Here is a 22,921-nt window from a genome sequence, read left to right as displayed (position 1 = left end):
CTGGCGGCGGTGCACCGGATTCCCCCGGGTGGAGGGGAAGGGTCCTGGGAGCCGGGCCGATCGGACGGGATCGGCCCGGCTCCGAGGCTCATCGATCAGGACAGCGAGTTGATGACTTCGCGGACCTTGGAGTTGATCTCGGCCGGGATCGGCGCGTAGCCGTTCTCGGAGAGGACCTTCTGGCCCGCGTCCGAGGCGGTGTAGTTCAGGAAGGACTTGACGGTCGGGAGCGTCTCGGCCTTGTTGCCCTTGTCGCAGACGACTTCGTACGTCACCAGGACGATCGGGTAGGCACCCTCGGCCTTGGTGGTGTAGTCGAGCTTAAGCGCCAGGTCGGAGCCCGTGCCGGCGATCTTGGCGGCGGCGATGGCCTTGGAGGCGCTCTCGGAGGAGGCCTTCACCGGGGCGGCCGCGCCGGTGTTGATGTCGACGGTCTTGATGCTCTGCGAGCTGGCGTAGGAGAGCTCGAAGTAGCCGATCGCGCCGTCAACGCCCTTGACCTGCGAGGCGACACCGGCGGAGCCCGTGGCGGCCTGGCCACCGGGGGCCGGCCACTTCTTCGCGGCCTCGTACGTCCAGGCGTCGGGAGCGGCGGCCTTGAGGTACTTGCCCAGGTTCTCGGTGGTGCCCGAGTCCTCGGAGCGGTGGAAGGCCTGGATGGCGGTGGAGGGAAGCGTGACGCCGGGGTTCAGCTTCTTGATCGCCTCGTCGTCCCACTTCTTGATCTTGTCGTTGAAGATGTTGGCGAGGGTGGGGGCGTCCAGCGTCAGCTTGTCCACGCCGGCGACGTTGAAGCCGATGGCGATCGGGCCGCCGACCATCGGCAGGTCGATGCCCTGACCGCCGGTGCAGACCTTCTTCGACTCTTCGACGGCCTCGGGCTTCAGCGCGGAGTCCGAGCCCGCGAAGCCGACGGTGCCCTGGTTGAAGGCGACGATGCCCTCACCGGAGGAGGAGGACTTGTAGTTCACCTCGACGCCGGAGCAGGCGGCCATGTAGGCCTTCACCCACAGGTCGACCGCGTTCTTCTGGGCGGAGGAGCCGGAGGCCAGGAGCTTGCCCTTGGCGTCGCCGCACTTGATGTCGCCCTGCGCGGCGGCCGACGGCTTGCCGCTGGCGCCGCCGTCCTTGGTGTTGTTGTCCGAGCCGCACGCCGTGAGGACCAGGGCGCCGGACACGACGAGGGCCCCGAGGGCGGAGGCACGAAGCCGGTTCTTGCGCTGAAGCTTCACTTTCGGGTGTTCCTTCCAGAAGCCGCCGGCCGCTTTCTGTATCGGGGCGGCGTGCGAAGAGGACTACGTCGGGTGCGCGGTGCGTCACCCGACCAGTTCGCCGACGCGCTCCGTGCACCACCGAAATTAGGCAGAACAGGTGAAGCGGCCGACCGGGACAAGTGAACGGATGGTGAACCGTGGCGGACGGCCCGGTGTGGATGGCCGGGTTTGCTCCGGAGTGTCATCCGCCGTTGTCCCGTCGTTACCGTTATGTGACTGTCATCGGGCTCGGTGCCGGGTCGGTGTCCGTAGGGGGCGCCGACCCGGAGCTTGGCCGAAACCTTTCGGTCAGGGGGTCGTGGCCGGTGCCGGGTGCCACAGGTCCTGGAAGGCGAACCGGGCGGCCTCCACCTCGTGCCGCTGGTCGGCGTGCAGCACCCCCAGGGCGTACGCCGTCGCCGGGGCGATCCGCGGGGTGCGGGCCGCCGTCGCCGAGGCGGCCGCGGCCTCGGCGGCGTCACGGTGCCGGTCCAGAGCCTCGCCGGCCACCACCAGGCGGGCCACGTCCTCGCCCAGGGCCTCACGGGCGTACCGGTGGACGCGCAGCAGCCGGCGCACCTCGTGCCAGGAGCCGTCGCGATCGGGGTTGTACGGGTGCGCCTGCGCGGCGTGCGGCAGCGCCGAGACGGCCGCCGCCAGCCGGGTGCGGGCCACCTCCGCCAGCGGGACGAGCACCTCGTCCACCCGCCCGCGGGCCGCGACCGGGTCCAGCGGCACCTCCGAGGCCAGGACGGCCACCGCGTCCGCGACCGCGTGGAACCGGGACGAGCCCAGTGCCTGGAGGGTCGCCGAGTGGGCGCGGGTCCGGGCCAGCGTCAGCTGCCGTTCCAGCAGGGCGCCGGCCCGCGCCGAGCCCACCGTCAGCGCGCCCGCGGCGCCCCGGGGCGCGGGCACCTCCGGCGAGCCCGAGAGCCGGTGCAGCGCGTCCAGCAGTCGGGTCAGCCGGGCGGCGTACGCGTGCTCGTCCGCCAGGGTCGAGGACAGCCACACCAGCTCGGTGCGCAGCCCGTCGGCCCAGGAGGACTCGGTCACCACCCGGAAAGTGGACAGGGACCCGCTGATCCGGCGCGCAGCCCCCCGCAGGCTGCGCGCCGCATCGCTTCCGTCCGCGGCGTCGGCCCCGCTCTCCTCGTGGAGGCGGAGCCCGCGCAAGAAGGCGGTGGCCTGGGCCCGCAGGTACGTGCCGAGCACGTCACCCGCGAAGCCTTCGCCACGTGCTGTCAGGTCATGGTTTGGCAGAGCCACGCCGGCGCCTCCGGGCGTCTATGAGCATCTCCTGAACGTGCCGCAGCGGCTGACCTTCGTGGTCCGTGCTGTGCCGGGTCCATTCGCCGTCCGGGCCCAGGTGCCAGGAGGAGGTGGAGTCGGACATCCCGGTCTCCAGCATCCGGTCCAGTGCCGCTCGGTGGGCCGGGTCGGCGACCCTGACCAGTGCCTCGATGCGGCGGTCGAGGTTGCGGTGCATCATGTCGGCGCTGCCGATCCACACCTCGGGTTCGCCTCCGTTGCCGAAGGCGAAGACCCGGGAGTGTTCCAGGAAGCGGCCGAGGATCGATCGGACCCGGATGTTGTCCGAGAGCCCGGGGACCCCGGGGCGCACGGCGCAGATGCCGCGGACCCAGATGTCGACGGGCACTCCCGCTTGGGAGGCCCGGTAGAGCGAGTCGATGAGGGCCTCGTCGACGATCGAGTTCATCTTGAGGCGCACGTACGCGGGGCGGCCGGCCTTGTGGTGGGCGGCCTCCTTGTCGATCCGCGCGATCAGGCCGTCGCGCAGCGAGCGCGGGGCCACGATCAGCCGGCGGTAGGTCTCGCGGCGCGAGTAGCCGGACAGCCGGTTGAAGAGGTCGGAGAGGTCCGCTCCGACCTGCGGGTCGGCGGTGAGCAGGCCGAGGTCCTCGTACAGGCGGGCGGTCTTGGGGTGGTAGTTGCCGGTGCCGACGTGGGAGTAGCGGCGCAGCGTGTCGCCCTCCTGGCGGACGACGAGGGACAGCTTGCAGTGGGTCTTGAGGCCCACCAGCCCGTAGACGACGTGGCAGCCGGACTCCTCCAGCTTGCGGGCCCACTTGATGTTGGCCTGCTCGTCGAAGCGGGCCTTGATCTCGACGAGCACGAGGACCTGCTTGCCGGATTCGGCTGCGTCGATCAGGGCGTCCACGATCGGGGAGTCGCCGGAGGTCCGGTACAGCGTCTGCTTGATCGCGAGGACGTCCGGGTCGGCGGCGGCCTGCTCCAGGAAGGCCTGCACCGAGGTGGAGAAGGAGTCGTACGGGTGGTGCAGCAGCACGTCCCGCTCGCGCAGCGCGGCGAAGATGTCGGGGGCGGAGGCGGACTCGACCTCGGCGAGGTCGCGGTGGGTGCCGGCGACGAACTTGGGGTACTTCAGCTCGGGCCGGTCCAGGGAGGCGATGCCGAACAGGCCGGTCAGGTCCAGCGGGCCGGGCAGCGGGTAGACCTCGGCGGCGGAGACGTTCAGCTCCTGCACGAGGAGGTCCAGGACGCCGGGGTCGATGGACTCCTCGACCTCCAGGCGCACCGGCGGGCCGAAGCGGCGCCGCATGAGCTCCTTCTCCAGGGCCTGGAGCAGGTTCTCGGCGTCGTCCTCCTCGACCTCCAGGTCCTCGTTGCGGGTCACCCGGAACATGTGGTGCGCGAGCACCTCCATGCCGGGGAACAGCTCCTCCAGGTGCGCGGCGATGACGTCCTCAAGGGGGACGTAGCGCTGCGGGGAGGCTTCCAGGAAGCGGGAGAGCAGGGGCGGGACCTTGACGCGGGCGAAGTGGCGGTGGCCGCTGACCGGGTTGCGGACGACGACCGCGAGGTTCAGCGAGAGCCCGGAGATGTACGGGAACGGGTGCGCGGGGTCCACGGCCAGCGGGGTGAGCACCGGGAAGATCTGGTTCCGGAACAGCGTGAAGAGGCGGGCCTGCTCCTTCTCGGTGAGGTCCGGCCAGCGGATGAGGTGGATGCCCTCTTCGGCGAGCTGCGGGGAGATGTCCTGCTGGAAGCAGGCGGCGTGCCGGGCCATGAGCTCGCGCGAGCGCGTCCAGATCAGGTCGAGCACCTCGCGGGGCTGGAGGCCCGAGGCCGAACGGGTGGCGACGCCGGTCGCGATGCGGCGCTTGAGGCCGGCGACGCGGACCATGAAGAACTCGTCGAGGTTGCTCGCGAAGATCGCCAGGAAGTTGGCGCGCTCCAGGAGCGGGGTCGCCGGGTCCTCGGCCAGTTCCAGGACCCGCTCGTTGAAGGCCAGCCAGCTGCGCTCGCGGTCGAGGAAGCGGCCCGGGGGGAGCTCGCCGCCGTCCTTGTCGTCGTAGGCGTCCAGGTCGGCGTCGAGATCGGGCGCGAGGCCGGGTTCGTTGCCGGAATGCGGACGGTGCGCGGCTATGGAGCCGATCCGCGCGGGCTTGGCCGCCGCGCCGCCGGAGGCTGCGGTGGCGGACGGGCGAGACGGGTGCTGGGCGGGGACCTCGGTGGGGCCTGCGCTGGGCTGGTGGCTCATGACTCCATTGTTCCGCGCAGGCGGCAGGACAGGCGCGTCGGAAGCGTTCGCCGTCAGTCGGAGTCGGGGCTGCATGCGGGGAGAGTCGCAAGCGCGTCTTAAGGGCCGGTGAATGCCGAATGGCATCCAGGGTCCGGGTGGTGCACGAGTACGTCTTTTCCGCGCCCGGAATGCACCGGCGCGTCCCCGCGCCCGATGCGCCCCGGCCCGGCGCCCCGGCCCGGCGCCCCGGCCCGGCGCCCCGGCCCGGCGCCCCTGCCCCGGCGCCCCTGCCCCGGCGCCCCTGCCCCGGCGCCCCGGCTCGGCGCCCCGGCCCCGGCCCTGGCCCCGGCTGCCGGGTCGGGTGGGGGGCGCTGGCGGCCGCCCCCCCCGCGGTCCCGGTCTGCGGGGCGGGCGCCCTGCGGGGCGGCGCTGCCGCGGTCGCAGCGGTCGCAGCGGCCGGTGCGGCCGTCGGGGTGGCGGACACCGGGTGGGACCCGGTGCCCGCGGTGGTGGGTCAGCTTTCGGTGCGGTACATCAGGTCCACCTCGTGCGTGCTGAAGCCGAGGCCCTCGTAGACGGCCAGGGCCGCCGGGTTGTCGGCGTCGACGTAGAGCATCGCGGTGGGCAGGCCCGCCCCCGCGAGGTGGTGCAGGCCGATCGCGGTGAGGGCCTTGCCCAGGCCGCCGCCCTGGGCGCCGGGCCGGACACCGAGCACGTACACCTCGCCGAGCCGGTCCTCGGCGTGGACCTTCGTCCAGTGGAAGCCGACGAGCTCCCCGTCCCGCTCCGCGAGGAAGAACCCCTTGGGGTCGAACCAGGGCTGCGCGATGCGGTCGTTCAGGTCCCGCTGGGTGAGTGAGCCCTGTTCGGGGTGGTGGGCGAAGGCGGCCGCGTTCACCGCGAGCCAGGCCGTGTCGTCCTGGCCGGGCACGAAGGTGCGTACGGTCACCCCGGCAGGCAGTGCCGCCTCGGGCAGCGGGAGTGCGTCCCGGCCGAGCGGGCGGCGCAGCTGGCGCAGTTCCCGGAACAGGGTCAGCCCGAGGACCTGCGCGAGGTGGCGGGCGGCGGACTTGCCGCCGTGCGCCCACACCCGGATCCGCTTGCCCGACGCGGCGAGCAGCGCCGAGCCCAGTGCCCGCCCGTGTCCGCGGCCGCGCATCGCGGGGTGGACGACGAGCTCGGCGGCCGGGGCCTCCACCGGGTCGGTGTCCTCCAGTTGTCCGTACCCGGCGAGCCGGCCCTTCTCGGTGAGCAGGAAGTGCCGGATCCCCTCGCGGCGCCCGCCGCGCAGCTGGAGGCGGCCCTGCTCGGAGACGGCGGTGGTGCCGTCCGTGCGCGCCGCTTCCCCGATGAGGGCGAGCACCGCGTCGGCCTGTTCCTCCGTCAGCTCGTCGAGGGTCTCAATCTGGCGTCCCGGCTCCAGGGCCGCTGCTGCGTCGTCAGTCATGCGTCGAGCCTACGACCGTGGGCGGCGGCGACCCGTCTTCTGCGTGTAACCAGCTCGATACCCGGCACCCCTGTCGTGCTACGCGCGTTGACCATAGGCTGCGGCATACCTCCCAAGTTTCACCGCTGCCCAAAAGGGGACTACATGTCAGCGACGCCACAACGGCACCGCCAAGCCCGCCGGTTGACCTTCGCCGCCCTCGCCGTCACGGCCGGGGCCGGAGCGATGGTCGCGGCCGCACTGCCGGCCGGTGCCGCGAGTGGTGGCGGTGCCGGCAAGAGCCGCACCGTCGACGTGCAGATGCTGTCGTTCAACGACTTCCACGGCACGCTGGAGCCGCCGCAGGGTTCCTCCGGCACCGTGACCGAACGTCAGGCCGACGGCACCACCAAGGCGATACCGGCCGGTGGTGTCGAGTACCTGGCGACCAGCCTGCGCGAGGCCCGCAAGGGCCACGAGTACTCCGTCACGGCCGCGGCCGGTGACATGATCGGCGGCAGCCCGATGCTGTCCGGTCTCTTCCACGACGAGCCCACCGTCGAGGCGCTGAACAAGCTGAAGCTGGACGTCACCAGCGTCGGCAACCACGAGTTCGACGAGGGCAAGACCGAGCTGCGCCGCATGGCGTACGGCGGCTGCCACCCGGTCGACGGCTGCTTCGAGTACGGCAAGGAGTACACGGGCACCGAGTTCAAGTACCTCGCCGCGAACGTCACCGACGAGAAGACCAAGCGCCCGCTGATGTCGCCCACCTTCATCTGGAAGAAGGGCGACGTGAAGATCGGCTTCATCGGCGTCACCCTGGAGGGCACTCCGGACGTCGTGACCGCCGACGGGGTCAAGGGCCTCAAGTTCGGCGACGAGGTCGAGACGATCAACAAGTACGCCGCCGAGCTGGACAAGCAGGGCGTGAAGTCGATCGTCGCGCTGATCCACGAGGGCGGCATGCCCGCGAGTGGCGCGTACAACTACGACTGCAACGTCCCGGGTGCCGGCGCCGGCGTCTCGGGCGCCATCGTGGACATCGCGAAGAACATCGACCCGAAGGTGGACGCGCTGGTCACCGGCCACACGCACCAGGCGTACGCCTGCAACATCCCGGACCCGGCCGGCAACCCGCGCATGGTGACCTCGGCCGCCTCCTACGGCCGGGCGTTCACTGACACCACGCTGACGTACGACCGCCGGACCAAGGACATCGTCCGCACCGCGGTCTCCGCGCCCAAGCCGGTCACCAAGGCCGTCACCCGGGACCAGCCCAAGGCCCCGGACATGACCGAGCTGATCACCCGCTGGAACGCGCTGGCCGCCCCGGTCGCCAGCCGTCCGATGGGCTACATCTCGGCGGACATCGCGGGCCGCGGCTCCGAGGCGCCCGAGAAGCCGCTCGGCGACCTGATCGCAGACGCGCAGCTGGAGGCCACGGCCCCGGCGGCCAAGGGCGGCGCGCAGCTGGCCATCATGAACCCGGGCGGCATCCGTGCCGACCTGGCCTACAAGGCCGCGGGTGGCGAGGGCGACGGCGTCGTGACGTACGGCGAGTCCTACACCGTCCAGCCGTTCAACAACCTGATGAACATCGTCGACCTGACGGGCGCGCAGCTGATCACCGCGCTCCAGCAGCAGGTCAGCGGCACGGTCAACGGCCCGAACCCGAAGATCCTGCAGGTGTCGAAGGGCTTCACGTACACCCTGGACATGACGAAGACGGGCACGGACCGCATCGTCGTGGACTCGGTGAAGCTGAACGGCGCCGCGATCGACCCCGCCAAGACCTACCGGGTCGCGATGAACGAGTTCCTCGCGGGCGGCGGTGACGGCTTCACCGTCCTGAAGGACCACAAGAACAAGCTGGTCGGCGTGCCCGACCTGGAGGCCTTCAACACCTACCTGGCGAAGTCGACGGCCGCCGCGCCGATCGCCCCGCCGGTGGCGGACCGCATCACCGTCATCAAGTAACACCTGCGTACAGCACGCCCGAAGGGGCGGCGGGCCGGAAGGCCCGCCGCCCCTTCGGCGTTCTCCGACGTTCCCCGGGTGCTCAGAGGCCGGCCAGGAACGCGCCGACGGCCTTGTAGAACCCCTCCGGGTCCGTGAACGGCACGAAGTGGTCCCCGTCCAGGGGCGTGTACGAGGTCCGGGGGCGCCGGGTCACCATCGCGTCGGCCTGGCTCTGCGGGAGCGATGCGCTGCGGGTGCCGTGGAGCAGCAGCGCCGGGCAGTCGCTCCCGAGCCAGGCGTCCCAGTGGTCGCCGCGGCAGCCCTCGACGGAGTCGAGCATGTCCTGCGGGTGGAACGGCAGCCGCCAGCCGCCGTCGGGCAGCGGTCGCAGTGCGCGTTCGACGAACCGTGCGCCCACCGGCCCGGCCGCGGCGAGGAGTTCCTCCCGGGTGGGCGCGGTGTACTGCATGGTCCGCAGGAAGTCCATCCACTCGCCGGCCGCGGGGTTGATCTCCAAGGAGGCCTCCGCGTCGATGAGCACCGAGAAGCGGTCCGGGTGTGCGGCGGCCAGGTGGACGGCGTTGAGCCCGCCGAGGGAGTAGCCGAGGAGGGCGACGGGGGCGTCGAAGCCGAGGTGGTCGAGCAGGGCGACGGCGTCGCAGACGTATCCCGCGCGGCTGTAGTCGGGAGCCCGGTCGGAGTCGCCGTGGCCGCGCTGGTCGGGGGCGATGACCCGCCAGGCGTCCCCGAGGGCGTCGGCGAGGCCCGCGAAGGCCATGGCTTCGGACATGCCCCCGTGCAGGGCGAGCAGCGGGCGGCCCGGGCCGCCGAAGTCCAGGTACGACAGTGCGCGGCCGTCGATCGTCAGCGTGTGGCGCATGGTTCCGCTCTCCCCTGTGTGTCCTGCGGTGCGTGACGTACCGAGCCTGACAGGATTTGGGCAAGCGCGCAAGACGTTCGTATTGGGCAGTTGCCCAAAACCTGGCGCGGATACGATCCCGGCATGGGAAATCGCGAGGACCTGCTGGCCGGAGCGCGGCGCTGTCTGGAGGAGAAGGGGTACCTGCGCACGACCGTGCGCGACATCGCCTCGGCGTCGAAGGTGAGCATGGCCGCGATCGGCTACCACTTCGGCTCCCGCGAGGCCCTGCTCAACCTCGCCCTCTTCGCCGCCGTGGACGAGTGGGCCGCCGGCTCCGGCCGCCTCGCCGGCCAGGGCGACACCACCGAGGAGCGCTACGCCGACACCTGGGACCGCAAGATCCGGGACTTCGGCGACATGCGCTGGCTCTGGATCGCCAACGTCGAGGCCTTCGTCCACGCCCAGTCCTCGCCCGAGCTGCTCGCCACCCTCGCCGAGGGCCAGCGCCGCTCCCGGCGCATGGTGGCCGCACAGCTGCGCGGGGTCCCCGAGGACGCGGTGGCCGAGGAGGACGTACGGGCCCTCGGATCGGTGCACATCGCCCTGCTGAGCGGGGTGATGGTGCAGGCGCTCACCGACCCCGAACAGGCCCCGACGGGACGCGAACTCGCCCAAGGGCTGCGCGCCATGGCCGAGTTGCTCGAAAGCTGAGCGCTACCGAAGGGTAGTAAACGCGCGTCCCGCACGCCAGAATCCCGGGGGCACCAGCCGGCGGAGGCTGGGCGTCCACCATCGGGTCGGCAAAGGGGCGGGCATGGCACTGGATCGTCGGGCATTTCTGATAGGGGCGATGGCGGCGGGCGCGGGAGCCGCCGCGGGACTCGGAGCGGCGGCCCCGGCCTCCGCCCGTACGCTCGCCACGCGCGCCACCCTGGGCACCCAGGACTGGATGGCCGGACTCGGCGACTCCACCGCCCTGCAGCACATGACCATCCCCGGCACGCACGACTCGGGCGCCACCAAGGGCGGCCTCTACGTCGCCTGCCAGAACACCTCGATCGCCCAGCAGCTCGACTCCGGCATCCGCTTCCTCGACGTCCGCTGCCGGGTCACGGGCGGCTCGTTCGCCATCCACCACGCCGCGTTCTTCCAGGACCTGATGTTCGGGGACGTCCTCGTCGCCTGCTGGAACTTCCTCGCCGCGCACCCCTCCGAGACCGTGCTGATGCGCGTCAAGCAGGAGTACTCCGGAGACAGCGACGCCACCTTCCGCGCGATCTTCGACGACTACCTCGACCACCGCGGCTGGCGCCCGCTCTTCCGGATCGCCGACACCCTGCCCTCACTGGGCCAGGCCCGCGGCAAGGTCGTCCTCCTCGCCGACAACGGCGGCCTGCCCGGCCTGCGCTACGGCGACGGCAACGTCTTCGACATCCAGGACGACTACAACACCGAGCCCTTCGCCAAGCGCGGCCGGATCGAGGACCACTTCCGCAAGGCCGTCCAGCAGCCCGGCAAGCTCTTCGTGAACTACGTGAGCACCGCCGCCTACATGCCGCCGCGCTGGAACTCCGACCGGCTGAACCCGCAGGTCCACTCCTTCGTCGACGGCGGGGAGATGGCCGGCCGGACCGGGCTCGGGGTCGTCCCCATGGACTTCCCCAACACCCGCTCCGGACTGGTCGACTCACTCATCCGGCACAACTGACGGCCGCTGCGGACCGGCCGGGGGCTCCGGCCGGCCCGCCGGCGGCGGCGTCGGAGCACCCGGGATGCGCAGCAACGCCTCCGTACCCGCGCCGCCGTCCAGCGGGGCGCGCAGTGCGGCGGTACCGCCCGCGCGCTGCGCCGTACGGGCCACGATCGACAGGCCGAGCCCGCTGCCCGGCAGGGCCCGCGCCGACGGCGACCGCCAGAACCGCTCGAACACGTGCGGGAGATCGTCGGCCGGTACACCGGGACCGTGATCGCGTACGGTCAGCTCGCCCGCCCGCAGCGACACCTCCACCGTGCCGCCCGGCGGGCTGAACTTCACCGCGTTGTCGAGGACGTTGACCACCGCCCGCTCCAGCGCCGCGGCCTCGCCCCGCACGTACCAGGGCGCCAGATCGGAGGCGAAGGCCAGCTCCGGGCCGCGCAGCCGGGCCCGGGACAGTGCGCTCTGCGCGATCTCGTGCAGGGCCACCACCTCCAGCCTCGTGGGCGGGGCCGCATCCGGACGGGACAGCTCCTGGAGGTCCCCGATCAGCGAGGCCAGCTCCGTCATCTGCGCCTTGACCGAGGCCAGCAGCTCCTTGCGGTCCTCGGGCGGAATGGCCCGCCCGGTGGACTCGCTGCGCACCAGCAGCTCGATGTTCGTCCGCAGCGAGGTCAGCGGGGTGCGCAGCTCGTGGCCCGCGTCGGCGATCAGCTGGGCCTGCCGGTCCTGGGAGGAGGCCAGCGCGGCCGTCATCGCGTTGAAGGAGCGCGACAGGCGGGCGATCTCGTCCTCGCCCTCCACGGGGATCCGTACGGTGAGGTCCTCGGTGCGGGCGATGTGCTCGACGGCATCGGTGAGTTCGTCGACCGGCCGCAGCCCGGTCCGGGCCACCCACAGGCCCGCCGCGCCCGCGCCGACCACGCCGATGCCGCTGACCAGGAGCAGTACCCAGGCCAGCGTGGACAGCGGCTTGTCGATGTCGGTCAGCGGCTTGGCGATGGAGATCGCGAACAGCTGGCCGTTCGTCTGCGCGGCCAGGGTGTAGACCCGCATCGTCGTGCCGTCGGTGGTCGTCACGTCGTGCAGGGTGGGCAGCCGCTTGCCCGCGGCGACCTGCCGGTCGATCGCGGTGACGGGCAGGGTGGTCATGCCGCCCACCCAGCAGTGGCTGCCGTCCACGGTGACGATCTGGACGGTCGCGTTCAGATTCCCGGCGATCTCCTGGGTCGGGCGGGCGGGCGCGGTGACACAGCCTTCCCGCAGCACCCGCACCACCTGGGCATCCGGGTTGGTCGCCATCAACGAACGGTCCAACTGCTCGCTCAGCTGCGTGCGCACCATCACCCACGACACGGCGGCGACGGCCGCGACGGCCACCGCCACCGCGACCGTGACCAGCAGCGCGAGCCGCGAGCGCAGCGGGAGGGCACGGAACCTGGCGACAGGGCTCACTCGGGCCCCCCGGAATCGCCGGCCCCCGGCACGCGCAGGACGTAGCCCACCCCGCGCACGGTGTGCACCAGACGGGGTTCGCCCCCGGCCTCGGTCTTGCGGCGCAGGTACATGACGTACACGTCCAGGGAGTTGGAACTCGGCTCGAAGTCGAAGCCCCAGACGGTCTTGAGGATCTGCTCGCGGGTCAGCACCTGGCGCGGGTGCGCCAGGAACATCTCCAGCAGGGTGAACTCGGTGCGGGTCAGTTCCACCGGGCGCCCGGACCGGGTGACCTCGCGGGTCGCGAGGTCCATGCGCAGGTCGGCGAAGGCCAGGGTCTCCGTGTCGGGTGCGTCCCCGCCGCCCGGCCGAGGGGCGGCGTACCCACTGCGGCGCAGCAGGGCGCGGACGCGGGCGAACAGCTCGTCGAGCTCGAACGGCTTGACGAGGTAGTCGTCGGCGCCCGCGTCGAGGCCGGTGACGCGGTCGCCGACGGTGTCGCGGGCGGTGAGCATCAGGATCGGGGTGGTGCTGCCGGAGGCGCGCAGCCGGCGGGCCGCCGTCAGGCCGTCCATCCGGGGCATCTGGATGTCGAGGACGATCAGCCCGGGGTCGCAGGAGGCCGCCTTGTCGAGGGCGTCGAGCCCGTCGACGGCGGTCTCCACGGCGTACCCCTCGAAGGCGAGGCTGCGGCGCAGGGCCTCCCGCACGGCCGGCTCGTCGTCGACGACGAGGATGCGGTGCGGTTCGCCTTCGGCCGGATTCATCTTCGGTCCCCCAAAAATCGTGGTCGGTCGTACCAGGCTCGCACGGGCCGCCCGGCCCGGCCGGCACGCCTAGAAGGAAGTCCCGAAGCCGTCGGCGGCGCTGCCGCCGTTGCCGTTGTTGGTGCTGCCGCTGCCGGTGCCGCCCTTGCGCAGGGAGGGCAGGTCGGCCTTGATCGTGTTGACCGGGATGGCGAAGCCGAGGCCGACGCTGCCGGCGGTGGAGCCGTCGCTGGAGGGGGAGTAGATCGCGGAGGGCATGCCCACGATCTCGCCGTTCATGTTGACGAGGGCGCCGCCGGAGTTGCCCGGGTTGAGGGAGGCGTCCGTCTGGATCGCCTTGTACGAGGTGGTGTTCGATCCGGTGTTCCCGTTGAACTGCTGACCGTCGTACGAGAACGGCCAGCCGCCGTTGCCCCGCTGGCGCTGCGGTGCCTGCTGCTCGGACTTGGGGACGTTCACGTCGCGGTTCAGCGCCGAGACGATGCCGCTGGTGACCGTGCCGGTGAGGCGGTCGGGCGAGCCGATGGCGACGACCTGGTCGCCGACCCTCAGCGCGTCGGAGTCGCCGAGCTTGGCCGCTTTGAGGCCGCTCGCGCCCTGGAGCTTGATCAGGGCGAGGTCCTTGTCGGGGTCGGTGCCGACGGTCTTCGCCGTGTACTTCTTGCCGTCGCTCATCGTCACCTGGATCTCGGTGGCCCCGTCGATCACGTGGTTGTTGGTGACGATCTCGCCGTCGGCGGTGACCACGATCCCGGAGCCGGTGCCCTGGCCGGAGCCGGTGCGGGTGTCGATCCGCACGACGGAGGGGCTGAGCTGCTCGGCCACGCCGGCGACCGTGCCGTTGCTGGACTGCGAGACGTTGGTGCCGTTGATGCCGCCGCCACTGCGGCCCTGGGGGCCGAGCAGCTGCTCCACGCCGACGGCGGTGGCACCCCCGATGACGGCGGCGGCCAGCGCCACGGCGGCGAGCAGCGCCACGGGCCGCTTGGCGCGGGCCGCGTGCGAGGGCCCTGCGGGGGCCACCGGGGGCTGGTGGGCTTCGAACCATCCGGGTGCCGCAGCCGCCGGGGGCGGGTAGGCGGGCGGCGGCGGGTAGGCCCCGCCGAGGGGCGCGCTCTGGGTCGGGCCGTTCTCCTGCGGGTACTCGCCTTCGCGGCGGAAGTTCTCGGTCATGACTATGACTGTGTCCGCGGATCATGAGAGCTTCCTGAGTCCCCGCTGAGAAGCCCGACAGAACCTCGTATGCCCGATATAAACCCGCGTTCTCACCCTCGGGATCCCGGGAGCCCCCGGCAGCCGGGCCACACCCTCGCCAGCCCCCTCAACGGCCCCGCAGCCTCGGGCAGGCCTCCCCGGCCCCGCAGGCAGCCCCGGCGGGCCTCGGGCCACCCTCCCCGGCCTCGCCGGCGTTCGAGGCGCGGGTCCGGGCGGCGCCCGGGGAACGGTGGACGGGCGGGTGGGGGACGGCTGCGCGCAGCGGCGCCCCTGCGGCCACCGACGCACCGGGAGGCACGGCCCGGCCTTGGTGCGGGAGGGCGAAGCGACGGCCGACGGGGCGGGACGGAGTACCGCAGGGCCCTGGTCGGCCGCCGCCGGACGGAGTCCGGCGCAGCGGGCCCCAGCCCGCGAGGCGCCCTGGGCGCCGAGTGGTGCGAGGGGCGCGCAAAGAGCTAGTGGCAGCCGCAGGAGCGGCGGATGACCAGGGCCGACGGGAACTGCTTCAGGCGCTCCCGGCGCGAGCCGGCCACCCGCAGGCCGTCGTCCAGGACGAGGTCCACGGCCGCGCGCGCCATCGCCGGGCGGTCCGAGGCCATCGTCGTCAGCGGCGGGTCCGTCAGGGCCGCCTCCTTGACGTCGTCGAAGCCGGCCACCGCCAGCTCCCCGGGCACGTCGATGCGCAGCTCCCGCGCCGCGCGCAGGACGCCGATCGCCTGGTCGTCGGTGGCGCAGAAGATGGCCGGCGGCCGGTCCGGCCCCGACAGCACCTCCAGCGCCACGCGGTACGCGTCGTAGCGGTTGTACGGGGCTTCGAAGAGCCGCCCCTCCACCGAGCGGCCGGACTCCTGCATGGCCCGGCGCCAGCCCTCGACGTGGTCGGCGACCGGGTCGCCGACCGACGGGGTGTTCTCCACCCCGCCGATGCAGGCGACGTACTCGTGCCCGTGTTCCAGCAGGTGGCGGGTGGCGAGCATGGCGCCCCCGATGTCGTCGGTGACGACGGCGACGTCGTCGATGGCCTCCGGCCGCTCGTGCAGCAGCACCACCCGCGCGTCCCAGGCCTCGATCTCCGAGGCGGCGCGCTCGCTCATGCCCTGGCTGACCAGGATCAGGCCCGAGACCCGCATGCCGAGGAAGGCCCGCAGGTAGTGCACCTCGCGCTCGTCCCGGTAGTCGGAGTTCCCGACCAGGACCATCTTTCCGCGCTCGGCGGCGGCCTGCTCGACGGCGTGCGCCATCTCCGCGAAGAACGGCTGGCGCGCATCCGGGACGATCATGCCTATGAGGTCGGTGCGCCGCGACGCCATCGCCTGGGCGACCCGGTCCGGGCGGTAGCCCAGCTCCTTGATCGCGGCGAGTACACGCTCGCGCGTGGCCGGGGCGACCGGCCGGGGTCCGTTGTTGATGACATAGCTCACGACGGCGGTAGAAGTTCCCGCAAGTCGCGCCACGTCATCCCGCGTCACCTTGGCCACGCTCGGGAGTCTACGCGGGGTGACCTACCTCTGGGCAGGCCGTCCAGCCGACTGGGCGATCACAGGAGGTTCCTCCATACGGGGGACGGCCGACGAAGCCCGGTCCGCGGCCTGCGCCGCGGCCTTGGCCGCGGCTTCCGCAGCCGCCCGCTCGACCTTCTCCGGAGTGACGAAGCGGTAGCCGACGTTGCGGACCGTACCGATCAGCGACTCGTGCTCCGGGCCGAGTTTCGCGCGCAGCCGCCGTACGTGGACGTCCACCGTCCGGGTGCCGCCGAAGTAGTCGTAGCCCCAGACCTCCTGGAGGAGCTGGGCGCGGGTGAAGACTCGGCCCGGGTGCTGGGCGAGGTACTTCAGGAGCTCGAACTCCTTGAAGGTGAGGTCGAGGACCCGGCCCTTCAGCTTCGCGGAGTACGTCGCCTCGTCGACCGACAGGTCGCCGTTGCGGATCTCCATGGGGGAGTCGTCGGAGCCCAGCTGCTGGCGGCCGGTGGCCAGCCGCAGCCGCGCCTCGACCTCTGCCGGGCCCGCGGTGTCGAGGAGGACGTCGTCGATGCCCCAGTCCGCGGTGACGGCGGCGAGGCCGCCCTCCGTGACGACGAGGATCAGCGGACAGCCGGGTCCGGTGGAGCGGAGCAGCTGGCACAACGAACGCACCTGCGGTAGATCGCGGCGGCCGTCGACGAGGATGACGTCCGCGCCCGGGGTGTCCACGAGGGCCGGGCCCTCGGCGGGGGCCACCCGGACGTTGTGCAGTAGAAGGCCGAGGGCGGGCAGCACCTCGGAGGACGGCTGCAGGGCATTGGTCAGCAGCAGGAGGGAGCTCATGCCCGTCCACCTGCCCAGGTCGAGCGGTCTTGCACGGTTCGCTGGTCCATCACGTCGGTTCCTCCTCGGTCCCGTCGAGGACTTTCGCGGTACTGCTTCGTACGTGGTGCGTGGTGCGGTCGTGGCGGCCTGCCGGTCCCCGCGCCCTGAGGCCCGGCGGACACCACTGTTGTCGGTCCGTTCAACGTGCTGAAAGCACAAAAGGACCCGGGGGCAACGTTGCCCGGATCCTCTCGCCAGCAGAATAGCCCACCCGCCGGTGCGGGGCCGAGGCTCGGCCGCAGCCTCTTCTGTGGTTCCTGCCACCCTTACGCCCGGCTTATGCCCCGGTTTCACCGGATCGATGGACGTACGGCGGGCCGCCCGGGCGCACACGGGGCGCGCGGAGGCACGCCGGACCCGTGGGCGGGAGGGGTCATCATGGAGGCCGACGGTAGAGAGCCGACGATGGGAGCAGCAGTGGCAACCGGAACCATCCGCTACTGGGCGGCGGCCAAGGCCGCGGCCAAGACGGCGGAGGAGCCGTACTCGGCGCAGACACTGGCCGAGGCGCTCGACGCCGTGCGGGAACGCCACCCCGGGGAGCTGACCCGGGTCCTGCAGCGCTGCTCCTTCCTCGTGAACGACGAGCCCGTGGGCAAGCGCCCGCACGATGCCGTTCCGCTGACCGAGGGGGGCACCGTCGAGGTGCTCCCGCCGTTCGCGGGCGGGTGAGCGGAAACCGATGAGTACCCCCGAGGAACAACAGCAGCACCACCAGCAGCACCAGCAGGACCCGTACGGGACCCAGACCTGGCAGTCCGACACCTGGGACACCGGCTACCAGCCGGTGCAGCCGGTGCAGGAGATCCAGCCGGTGCAGCCGGTCGAGCCCGTACAGCCGCCCCTGGGCGCGCTGCCCGGCCAGCCGGTGGCACCCGAGGGCTGGTTCCGGGACGAGGCCCCGGCCCCGCAGGCCCCGGCCGCCCCCCAGGACTGGACCGGGGGCGGTGCCGTCGGCGTGCCGTGGCCGGACGGCTCCGCAGCCGCCGCCGAGCAGACCGCGTACCTGCCGCCCTATCCGGGCCCGGGCCAGGCCGCGGCCGATCCGCAGCCGCAGTCGCAGTCGGCCGCTCCCGAGGGCTGGTTCCGGAACGAGGCCCCGGGCTGGTCCCCGCAGGCCGCCGTCCCCGCTCCCGCCGCGGCGGCGGAGACCGCGTACCTGCCGCCGTACCCGGGCCCCGCCATGCCTGAGCCGCAGTCGGCCGCCGCGGCGGCCGAGACCGCGTACCTGCCGCCCTACCCCGGCCCCGCCATGCCTGAGCCGCAGTCGGCCGCCGCGGCGGCCGAGACCGCGTACCTGCCGCCCTACCCCGGCCCCGCCGCGCCCGAGCCGCAGCCCGTCGCTCCCGAAGGCTGGTTCCGGGACGAGGCGCCCGCAGCCCCCGCTCCGGCCCCTGCCGCCGACTGGGCGCAGACGGGTGGCTCCGGCGCGTCCTGGAGCGAGGGCTCCGCCGCCGAGCAGACGGCCTACCTCCCGCCCCAGGCCGCGGCTCCGGCGGGCGCCGGCGCCGCCGAGCAGACGGCCTACCTGCCGCCGTACCCGGGCCCCGGGGAGCCGGCCGCCTCGGCCGCGCAGCAGGCCGCCCCCGCAGCCCAGGCCGCCCCCGCAGCCCCCCTCGGCATCGAGGTTCCGGGCGAGGCGCCCGAGTACTCGCCGCCCACCCTCGGCGGGAACACCCTGCGCGCCGTCGACCCCGCCCAGGCCCGAGCCGAAGGCCGGTCGCCGATCATCGACCCCGGTCCGCAGCCGGCCGTGCTGACCGCCGCCCTCGGGCTGCTGCTGGCCGGTGCCGCCGCCCTCGGGGACCTCGCGCTGCTCGCTCCGCTGGTCGTCCTCCAGGGGCTCACCGCGGGCGGCTGGTTCCGGCTCAACGGCATGTGGCCCGCCCGCCAGGGCATCGCCCTCGCCTTCCTCGGGGCCCTCGTCGCCGACGGCGCCGTGCTCGCCGTCGACGACACGTACGGCCCCGGCGCGATCATCGGCACCCTCGGGGCCTGGGTGTTGCTCACGCTGGTCCTCCAGTTGCGCAGCCACGCCGACCCCGACGAGCGGATGTACGGGCTGATGGCCTCCGTGGCCTCCGCCGCGCTCGCCATCGTCTGCGCCGGCTACCTGGCGGCCGACTCCGCCGCCGTCAGCGTCGGTGCGGCCGCCGTCGCCGTCGCCGTCTTCACCCGCGCGCTGCCGCTGCCGACCCCGGCTTCCGTCGGCGTCTCGCTGGCCGCTGCCGCCGGGGCCGGCATCGCGGTCGGCGGACTGACCTCCGTGGGTGCGGGCGGGGCCCTGGTCGGGCTGGCCGCCGGTGCGTGCGCCCTGATCGGGCTGCGGGTGGCCGCGTACGACTACCCGTCCAAGTTCGTCCACATGACGGCCGGTGTCGCGCTGCCGCTGGCTGCCGCCGCTCCCGCCGTGTACCTGATCGGCCGGGTGGTGGGCTGACGGCGGACGCGCCGTGGACCATGGTCGGCCGCCGGCCGGCGGCCGACCATGGTCCACTAGAACGCACGTACCGATCTACAGGGGGTGGGGCACGTGCGGTTCCTGCGTGTCGTTGTGATCATCGGAGTGGTGCTGGGGGCGCTGTTCGCCGGCGTCGACCGCTGGGCGGTGAACTACGCCGAGAACCGGCTGGCCGAGCGCATCCAGGCCCGCCAGGGCCTCGCGGGGTCCGTGGAGGTGGACATCCACGGCTTCCCGTTCCTGACCCAGGCGCTCAACCACGACCTCGACCAGGTCGACGTGAAACTGGACGGCGTCGAGGCCGTGTCGGACGGCCGCAAGACGCGCCTCTCGCGGCTCGACGCCTCCTTCCGCGGCGTGAAGCTGAACGGCGACTACAGCGGGGGCACCGCGCGGCAGGCCGAGGGCACGGCCCTCGTCACGTACCGGGACCTGACCGAGGCCTCGGACAAGGGCGTGACGGTGACCTACGGCGGGGCGCCGGGCAAGGTGAAGGTCACGGCGGCCGTGGAGGTCCTCGGCCGCAGGCTCGCCCCCAGCGTGGTGTCGACCGTTGCGCTCGTGGACGCCCCGGGCGGCGGAAAGATGGTCCGGGTCCGGGCCGACGACGTGCCCGGCGCGGGCCTGCCCGGGGTCGAGGGCGCGGTCCGCAAGAAGACCGACTTCGACCAGCGGCTCGACGGCAGCCTGCCGGCCGGGCTCCGGCTGACCGCGCTGACCTCGGACGAGGCCGGCGTTCACCTCACGCTGACCGGCTCGGACGTGGCGCTGGCCGGATCGTGAGACAGGACGGTCCGATCCGCAGAAGGACGGGCCGTACGAAGGCCCCCGGAGGCGGTGCGGCAGCTGCCCGGGGGCATATGCATCCCACTATTCGGACGATCCTGTCTCGGAATATGACACGCCGGTGACAGGGCGGCCGATTCGTCCCTACGATCCATGGCTATGAAGCATCAGCAGGCGGACCTCACGAAGCGACGGGCAGTAGACCTGTGTCGCGTCGCCGCCATGCTCTGTCGATCCATGTGACCTGTGAGCGTTCCCGCTCCATCAACCGGACGACCGTCCTTCCCGCGTGACCGCACCGCAGCCGCCCCCTCCTGCCCACTGAAGCCTCCCCGCCCAGTGCCCGAGGACGCCGCCCGCAACGGCACGCACCAGCAGCACCCGCAGAACGCCCCGCAGCACCTGCACCTGCACGGCACGCCCCGCCGCACACTGCCCCGGAGGAGAACACCATGAGCCGCAGCGACGTCCTCGTCGACGCCGACTGGGTCGAGGCCCACCTGAACGACGCCAACGTCGTCATCGTCGAGGTGGACGAGGACACGTCCGCCTACGACAAGAACCACATCACCAACGCCGTCCGGATCGACTGGAAGCAGGACCTCCAGGACCCGGTCCGCCGCGACTTCGTGGACCAGGAGGGCTTCGAGAAGCTCCTCTCCGCCAAGGGCATCTCCAACGACGACACCGTCGTCCTCTACGGCGGCAACAACAACTGGTTCGCGTCCTACGCCTACTGGTACTTCAAGCTCTACGGCCACCAGGACGTCCGCCTCCTCGACGGCGGCCGCAAGAAGTGGGAGCTCGACTCCCGCGACCTGGTCGACGGCACCGAGGTCCCGAACCGCCCGGCCACCCAGTACGAGGCCAAGGCGCAGGACGCCTCGATCCGCGCCTTCCGCGACGACGTCGTGGCCGCGATCGGCGCCCAGAACCTCGTGGACGTCCGCTCGCCCGACGAGTTCTCCGGCAAGCTGCTCGCCCCGGCGCACCTCCCGCAGGAGCAGTCGCAGCGCCCCGGCCACGTGCCGAGCGCCCGCAACATCCCGTGGTCGAAGAACGCCAACGACGACGGCACCTTCAAGTCCGACGAGGAGCTGACGGCCCTCTACGAGGCCGAGCAGGTCGACCTGTCGAAGGACACCATCGCGTACTGCCGCATCGGTGAGCGCTCCGCGCTGACCTGGTTCGTGCTGCACGAGCTCCTGGGCCAGGAGAACGTCAAGAACTACGACGGCTCCTGGACCGAGTACGGCTCCCTGGTCGGCGTGCCGATCGAGCTCGGCGCCAACAAGTAACCAGACCGACCACGACCGGGCATGCGACGCCCTTCGTAGTACGACCTCTCTAGGACAGGACAGAGAACATGTGTGGAGCACAGATCGGCGGGCCCGACCTCGCGACGCTCAAGCCCGGTGAGACCGCCATCCAGGGCCAGGTGACCAAGGACGGCGAGCCCGTCAGCGGGTACGTGCGCCTGCTCGACTCGACCGGCGAGTTCACGGCCGAGGTCCCGACCTCGGCGACCGGCCAGTTCCGCTTCTACGCGGCGACCGGCACGTGGACCCTGCGCGCGCTGGTCCCCGGCGCCCAGGCGGACCGCGCCGTGGTCGTGGCCGAGGCCGGCGGCGTGACGGACGTGGCGATCGCGGTCTGAGAGCACCGCACGCCCGAATGACCGGCCGGAGGGCCGCACCCCAGGGGGTTGGACGCCACTGGAACGGGGTGCGGCCCTTCGCGCCGTCCGGCCGCGGCCCTACCCTGGAGGCATGTACGCCCGGCGGCGCCGCGTCTATTTCCTGCTCATGGGCGGATGCGTCTTCCTGTTCGTGTCCGCCTGGTCCTTCGTGCGGCTGTTCTCGGTCGAGGCGGCCGTGGCCCTGTGCGTGGTCGCCATGGTCATCCCGCCGGTCGCCGCGATGGTCGCGAACCGGCGAGGGCCGGAAGACCGCTGGTGGGACGACCCCTCGGGCGATCCGAAGTCCGACGAGTGGTGGGACGAACTGGACGGAAAGCGGCGTCCCAAGGACTGAAACGCCGCGAGATAAGAATGTAATAAGCGCGCGTACAACCACCCCCTTCTTGTACATGTCATGCGTGTGCACGGGTGATCACCCGATGCCTTCATGTCCTGTGGGGGGACTTCCTTGGAACACGCACAGACCACCCCTGAGCAGCCGGAAGGGGAGGAGACCGGAACGCGCCGTGCCCGCGGGCGCCGCCGCACGGTCCTCCTGATCGCCGGCGCCGTCGTACTCGGCCTGAAGTCCCCCGGGGAGTCCGTGTGACCGAGCTCAACACCACCGAGACCGCCCCGGGGCGGACGCCCGCGGGGTCCGATGCCGTCGCGCCGACCGCCGAGGCCGTCGCGCCGCCCGCGTCGCCGCCCGTGCCCAAGGACCGCCGCAAGCTGTTCGCCGCGCTGCGCTGGACGGCCGCGGTGCTCGTCTTCGCGACCGTCGGCGCGGGGGTCACGTACGGGATCACCCGCGTCGAGCGCACCGACGTCCCCGGCCTGTCCACCAAGGACGACGGCCGCTGGAAGTACCCGGCACTGGTCAAGCCGGAGCTGCCCGCGGGCGCCGCGTTGCCGTTCGCCGAGGACAACCCGGAGGGCATCCACTACGCCGGTCTGAACCAGCTGCTGCTGCCCGCTCCCGCCGGCGCGACCCCCGACCCCACGCTGAAGCTGGAGAAGGACGAGGCGGTGCCGGTCGACACCTTCCTGGAGGAGTACCAGGCCGGCGAGCGGGAGAAGCTCAAGGCATCGCTCGTGAACGGAGGGCTGCGCCAGATCGCCGGGCGCGGCTGGACCACCCCGGACGGCACCCGCACCCGCATCTACCTGCTGCGTTTCCACGGCTCGGGGTTCGTGGACGCCTTCAAGGGCTGCACGATCTCAACAGGTCTGGCCAATGCCTCCGTGCTGGAGGCCGACCCGGTCTGGAGCGAGGTCAAGAGGAGCCAGCGCAACGACCTGGGCAGCGACGGTTCGGCCTCCGGCCCCTCCTGGCGCAGTGCCCACGACGTCACGCTCTACCAGGAGGCCAAGCCGACGGGTGACGAGCAGGTCCGGTTCGGCTGCGTCCAGTCGGGCGACGTCCAGGCCCTGGTCCTGCAGACCCGCAAGGGGCAGGCCCCGGTCGTCCCCCTCCACCAGACGGTGATCCTGCAGAGCCAGCTGCTGGGCTGATCACCCCCCG

At 72.3% G+C, this 22,921-nt stretch carries 22 protein-coding genes and 2 pseudogenes; 13 read left to right on the top strand and 11 right to left on the bottom strand.

Going from position 1 to position 22,921, the window contains the following annotated elements; translation table 11 throughout:
* Positions 1–95 precede the first annotated feature (95 nt).
* The 4 genes from pstS to mshD form a co-directional block, all read right to left on the bottom strand.
* Positions 96–1,232 (bottom strand): phosphate ABC transporter substrate-binding protein PstS, encoded by a 1,137-nt coding sequence (gene pstS / locus OHA65_RS17815; RefSeq protein WP_327284093.1) that lies wholly within the window; start codon positions 1,230–1,232, stop codon positions 96–98.
* Positions 1,233–1,562: 330 nt separating this feature from the next.
* The gene (locus OHA65_RS17810) at positions 1,563–2,519 is read right to left on the bottom strand and encodes a CHAD domain-containing protein (RefSeq protein ID WP_405762120.1); all 957 of its coding nucleotides are present in this window, start codon (positions 2,517–2,519) and stop codon (positions 1,563–1,565) included.
* Positions 2,500–4,776, bottom strand: coding sequence for an RNA degradosome polyphosphate kinase (locus OHA65_RS17805; RefSeq protein WP_327284091.1), 2,277 nt, complete (start codon positions 4,774–4,776; stop codon positions 2,500–2,502). The genes OHA65_RS17810 and OHA65_RS17805 overlap by 20 nt, the downstream gene beginning before the upstream one ends.
* A gap of 496 nt (positions 4,777–5,272) precedes the next feature.
* Complete coding sequence (mshD, locus tag OHA65_RS17800) at positions 5,273–6,205, bottom strand: mycothiol synthase (RefSeq protein WP_327284090.1); 933 nt, start codon at positions 6,203–6,205, stop codon at positions 5,273–5,275.
* Between the two features lie 144 nt (positions 6,206–6,349).
* Between mshD and OHA65_RS17795 the strand changes: the two are divergent.
* A pseudogene (locus OHA65_RS17795) lies at positions 6,350–7,273 on the top strand (bifunctional metallophosphatase/5'-nucleotidase); the annotation flags it as partial.
* An 88-nt stretch (positions 7,274–7,361) separates the two neighbouring features.
* Here OHA65_RS17795 and OHA65_RS17790 read toward each other — a convergent pair.
* Positions 7,362–7,412 (bottom strand): annotated as a pseudogene (locus tag OHA65_RS17790) (hypothetical protein); the annotation flags it as partial.
* A 65-nt stretch (positions 7,413–7,477) separates the two neighbouring features.
* On the opposite strand from OHA65_RS17790, the gene OHA65_RS17785 reads away from it, so the two are divergent.
* On the top strand, positions 7,478–8,164 hold the full coding sequence (locus tag OHA65_RS17785; protein WP_371646869.1) for a 5'-nucleotidase C-terminal domain-containing protein: 687 nt from the start codon (positions 7,478–7,480) through the stop codon (positions 8,162–8,164).
* 82 nt (positions 8,165–8,246) lie between these two features.
* Here the strand turns inward: OHA65_RS17785 and OHA65_RS17780 are convergent, their stop codons facing one another.
* On the bottom strand, positions 8,247–9,026 hold the full coding sequence (locus tag OHA65_RS17780) for an alpha/beta hydrolase (RefSeq protein WP_327284088.1): 780 nt from the start codon (positions 9,024–9,026) through the stop codon (positions 8,247–8,249).
* A gap of 123 nt (positions 9,027–9,149) precedes the next feature.
* Here OHA65_RS17780 and OHA65_RS17775 point away from each other — a divergent pair, with 123 nt between their 5' ends.
* A complete protein-coding gene (locus OHA65_RS17775) occupies positions 9,150–9,719 on the top strand; it encodes a TetR/AcrR family transcriptional regulator (RefSeq protein WP_327284087.1) in 570 nt (189 codons plus the stop codon).
* A gap of 103 nt (positions 9,720–9,822) precedes the next feature.
* The gene (locus OHA65_RS17770; RefSeq protein WP_327284085.1) at positions 9,823–10,716 is read left to right on the top strand and encodes a phosphatidylinositol-specific phospholipase C; all 894 of its coding nucleotides are present in this window, start codon (positions 9,823–9,825) and stop codon (positions 10,714–10,716) included.
* Here the strand turns inward: OHA65_RS17770 and OHA65_RS17765 are convergent.
* From OHA65_RS17765 to OHA65_RS17745, 5 genes are all read right to left on the bottom strand, one after another.
* Complete coding sequence (locus tag OHA65_RS17765; RefSeq protein WP_327284084.1) at positions 10,696–12,159, bottom strand: HAMP domain-containing sensor histidine kinase; 1,464 nt, start codon at positions 12,157–12,159, stop codon at positions 10,696–10,698. The genes OHA65_RS17770 and OHA65_RS17765 overlap by 21 nt on opposite strands.
* Entirely contained in the window at positions 12,156–12,908 is a 753-nt protein-coding gene (locus tag OHA65_RS17760) for a response regulator transcription factor (protein WP_327284083.1), read from the bottom strand. Before OHA65_RS17760 ends, OHA65_RS17765 begins: the two co-directional genes overlap by 4 nt.
* Positions 12,909–12,977: 69 nt before the next feature.
* On the bottom strand, positions 12,978–14,081 hold the full coding sequence (locus OHA65_RS17755) for a trypsin-like peptidase domain-containing protein (RefSeq protein ID WP_329313878.1): 1,104 nt from the start codon (positions 14,079–14,081) through the stop codon (positions 12,978–12,980).
* Between the two features lie 497 nt (positions 14,082–14,578).
* Positions 14,579–15,601, bottom strand: a complete 1,023-nt coding sequence (locus OHA65_RS17750; protein ID WP_327284081.1) for a LacI family DNA-binding transcriptional regulator — start codon at positions 15,599–15,601, stop codon at positions 14,579–14,581.
* Between the two features lie 24 nt (positions 15,602–15,625).
* On the bottom strand, positions 15,626–16,429 hold the full coding sequence (locus OHA65_RS17745) for a response regulator transcription factor (RefSeq protein WP_327284080.1): 804 nt from the start codon (positions 16,427–16,429) through the stop codon (positions 15,626–15,628).
* Positions 16,430–16,888: 459 nt separating this feature from the next.
* Between OHA65_RS17745 and OHA65_RS17740 the strand changes: the two genes are divergently transcribed.
* From OHA65_RS17740 to OHA65_RS17700, 9 genes are all read left to right on the top strand, one after another.
* On the top strand, positions 16,889–17,143 hold the full coding sequence (locus tag OHA65_RS17740) for a MoaD/ThiS family protein (protein WP_054222580.1): 255 nt from the start codon (positions 16,889–16,891) through the stop codon (positions 17,141–17,143).
* 10 nt (positions 17,144–17,153) lie between these two features.
* Positions 17,154–18,911, top strand: a complete 1,758-nt coding sequence (locus OHA65_RS17735) for a hypothetical protein (protein WP_405762118.1) — start codon at positions 17,154–17,156, stop codon at positions 18,909–18,911.
* Between the two features lie 93 nt (positions 18,912–19,004).
* Positions 19,005–19,715 (top strand): DUF2993 domain-containing protein, encoded by a 711-nt coding sequence (locus tag OHA65_RS17730; RefSeq protein ID WP_327284079.1) that lies wholly within the window; start codon positions 19,005–19,007, stop codon positions 19,713–19,715.
* A 156-nt stretch (positions 19,716–19,871) separates the two neighbouring features.
* Complete coding sequence (locus OHA65_RS17725; RefSeq protein WP_350875872.1) at positions 19,872–19,961, top strand: Ms5788A family Cys-rich leader peptide; 90 nt, start codon at positions 19,872–19,874, stop codon at positions 19,959–19,961.
* A 209-nt stretch (positions 19,962–20,170) separates the two neighbouring features.
* Positions 20,171–21,016: a sulfurtransferase gene (locus OHA65_RS17720; RefSeq protein WP_327284078.1), complete on the top strand. Its 846-nt coding sequence runs from the start codon at positions 20,171–20,173 to the stop codon at positions 21,014–21,016.
* A 68-nt stretch (positions 21,017–21,084) separates the two neighbouring features.
* Positions 21,085–21,375, top strand: a complete 291-nt coding sequence (locus OHA65_RS17715; protein WP_327284077.1) for a DUF1416 domain-containing protein — start codon at positions 21,085–21,087, stop codon at positions 21,373–21,375.
* 112 nt (positions 21,376–21,487) lie between these two features.
* The gene (locus tag OHA65_RS17710) at positions 21,488–21,751 is read left to right on the top strand and encodes a DUF3099 domain-containing protein (RefSeq protein ID WP_327284076.1); all 264 of its coding nucleotides are present in this window, start codon (positions 21,488–21,490) and stop codon (positions 21,749–21,751) included.
* 114 nt (positions 21,752–21,865) lie between these two features.
* A complete protein-coding gene (locus OHA65_RS17705) occupies positions 21,866–22,006 on the top strand; it encodes a hypothetical protein (protein ID WP_405762116.1) in 141 nt (46 codons plus the stop codon).
* On the top strand, positions 22,003–22,911 hold the full coding sequence (locus tag OHA65_RS17700) for a hypothetical protein (RefSeq protein WP_329313874.1): 909 nt from the start codon (positions 22,003–22,005) through the stop codon (positions 22,909–22,911). The genes OHA65_RS17705 and OHA65_RS17700 overlap by 4 nt, the downstream gene beginning before the upstream one ends.
* The last annotated feature ends 10 nt before the right edge of the window (positions 22,912–22,921 follow it).

This window comes from Streptomyces sp. NBC_00045, assembly GCF_045041095.1.
Taxonomy (GTDB): domain Bacteria; phylum Actinomycetota; class Actinomycetes; order Streptomycetales; family Streptomycetaceae; genus Streptomyces.
Note: the sequence above shows the minus strand (reverse complement) of the source record. Positions and strands in the feature narration are given on the sequence as shown.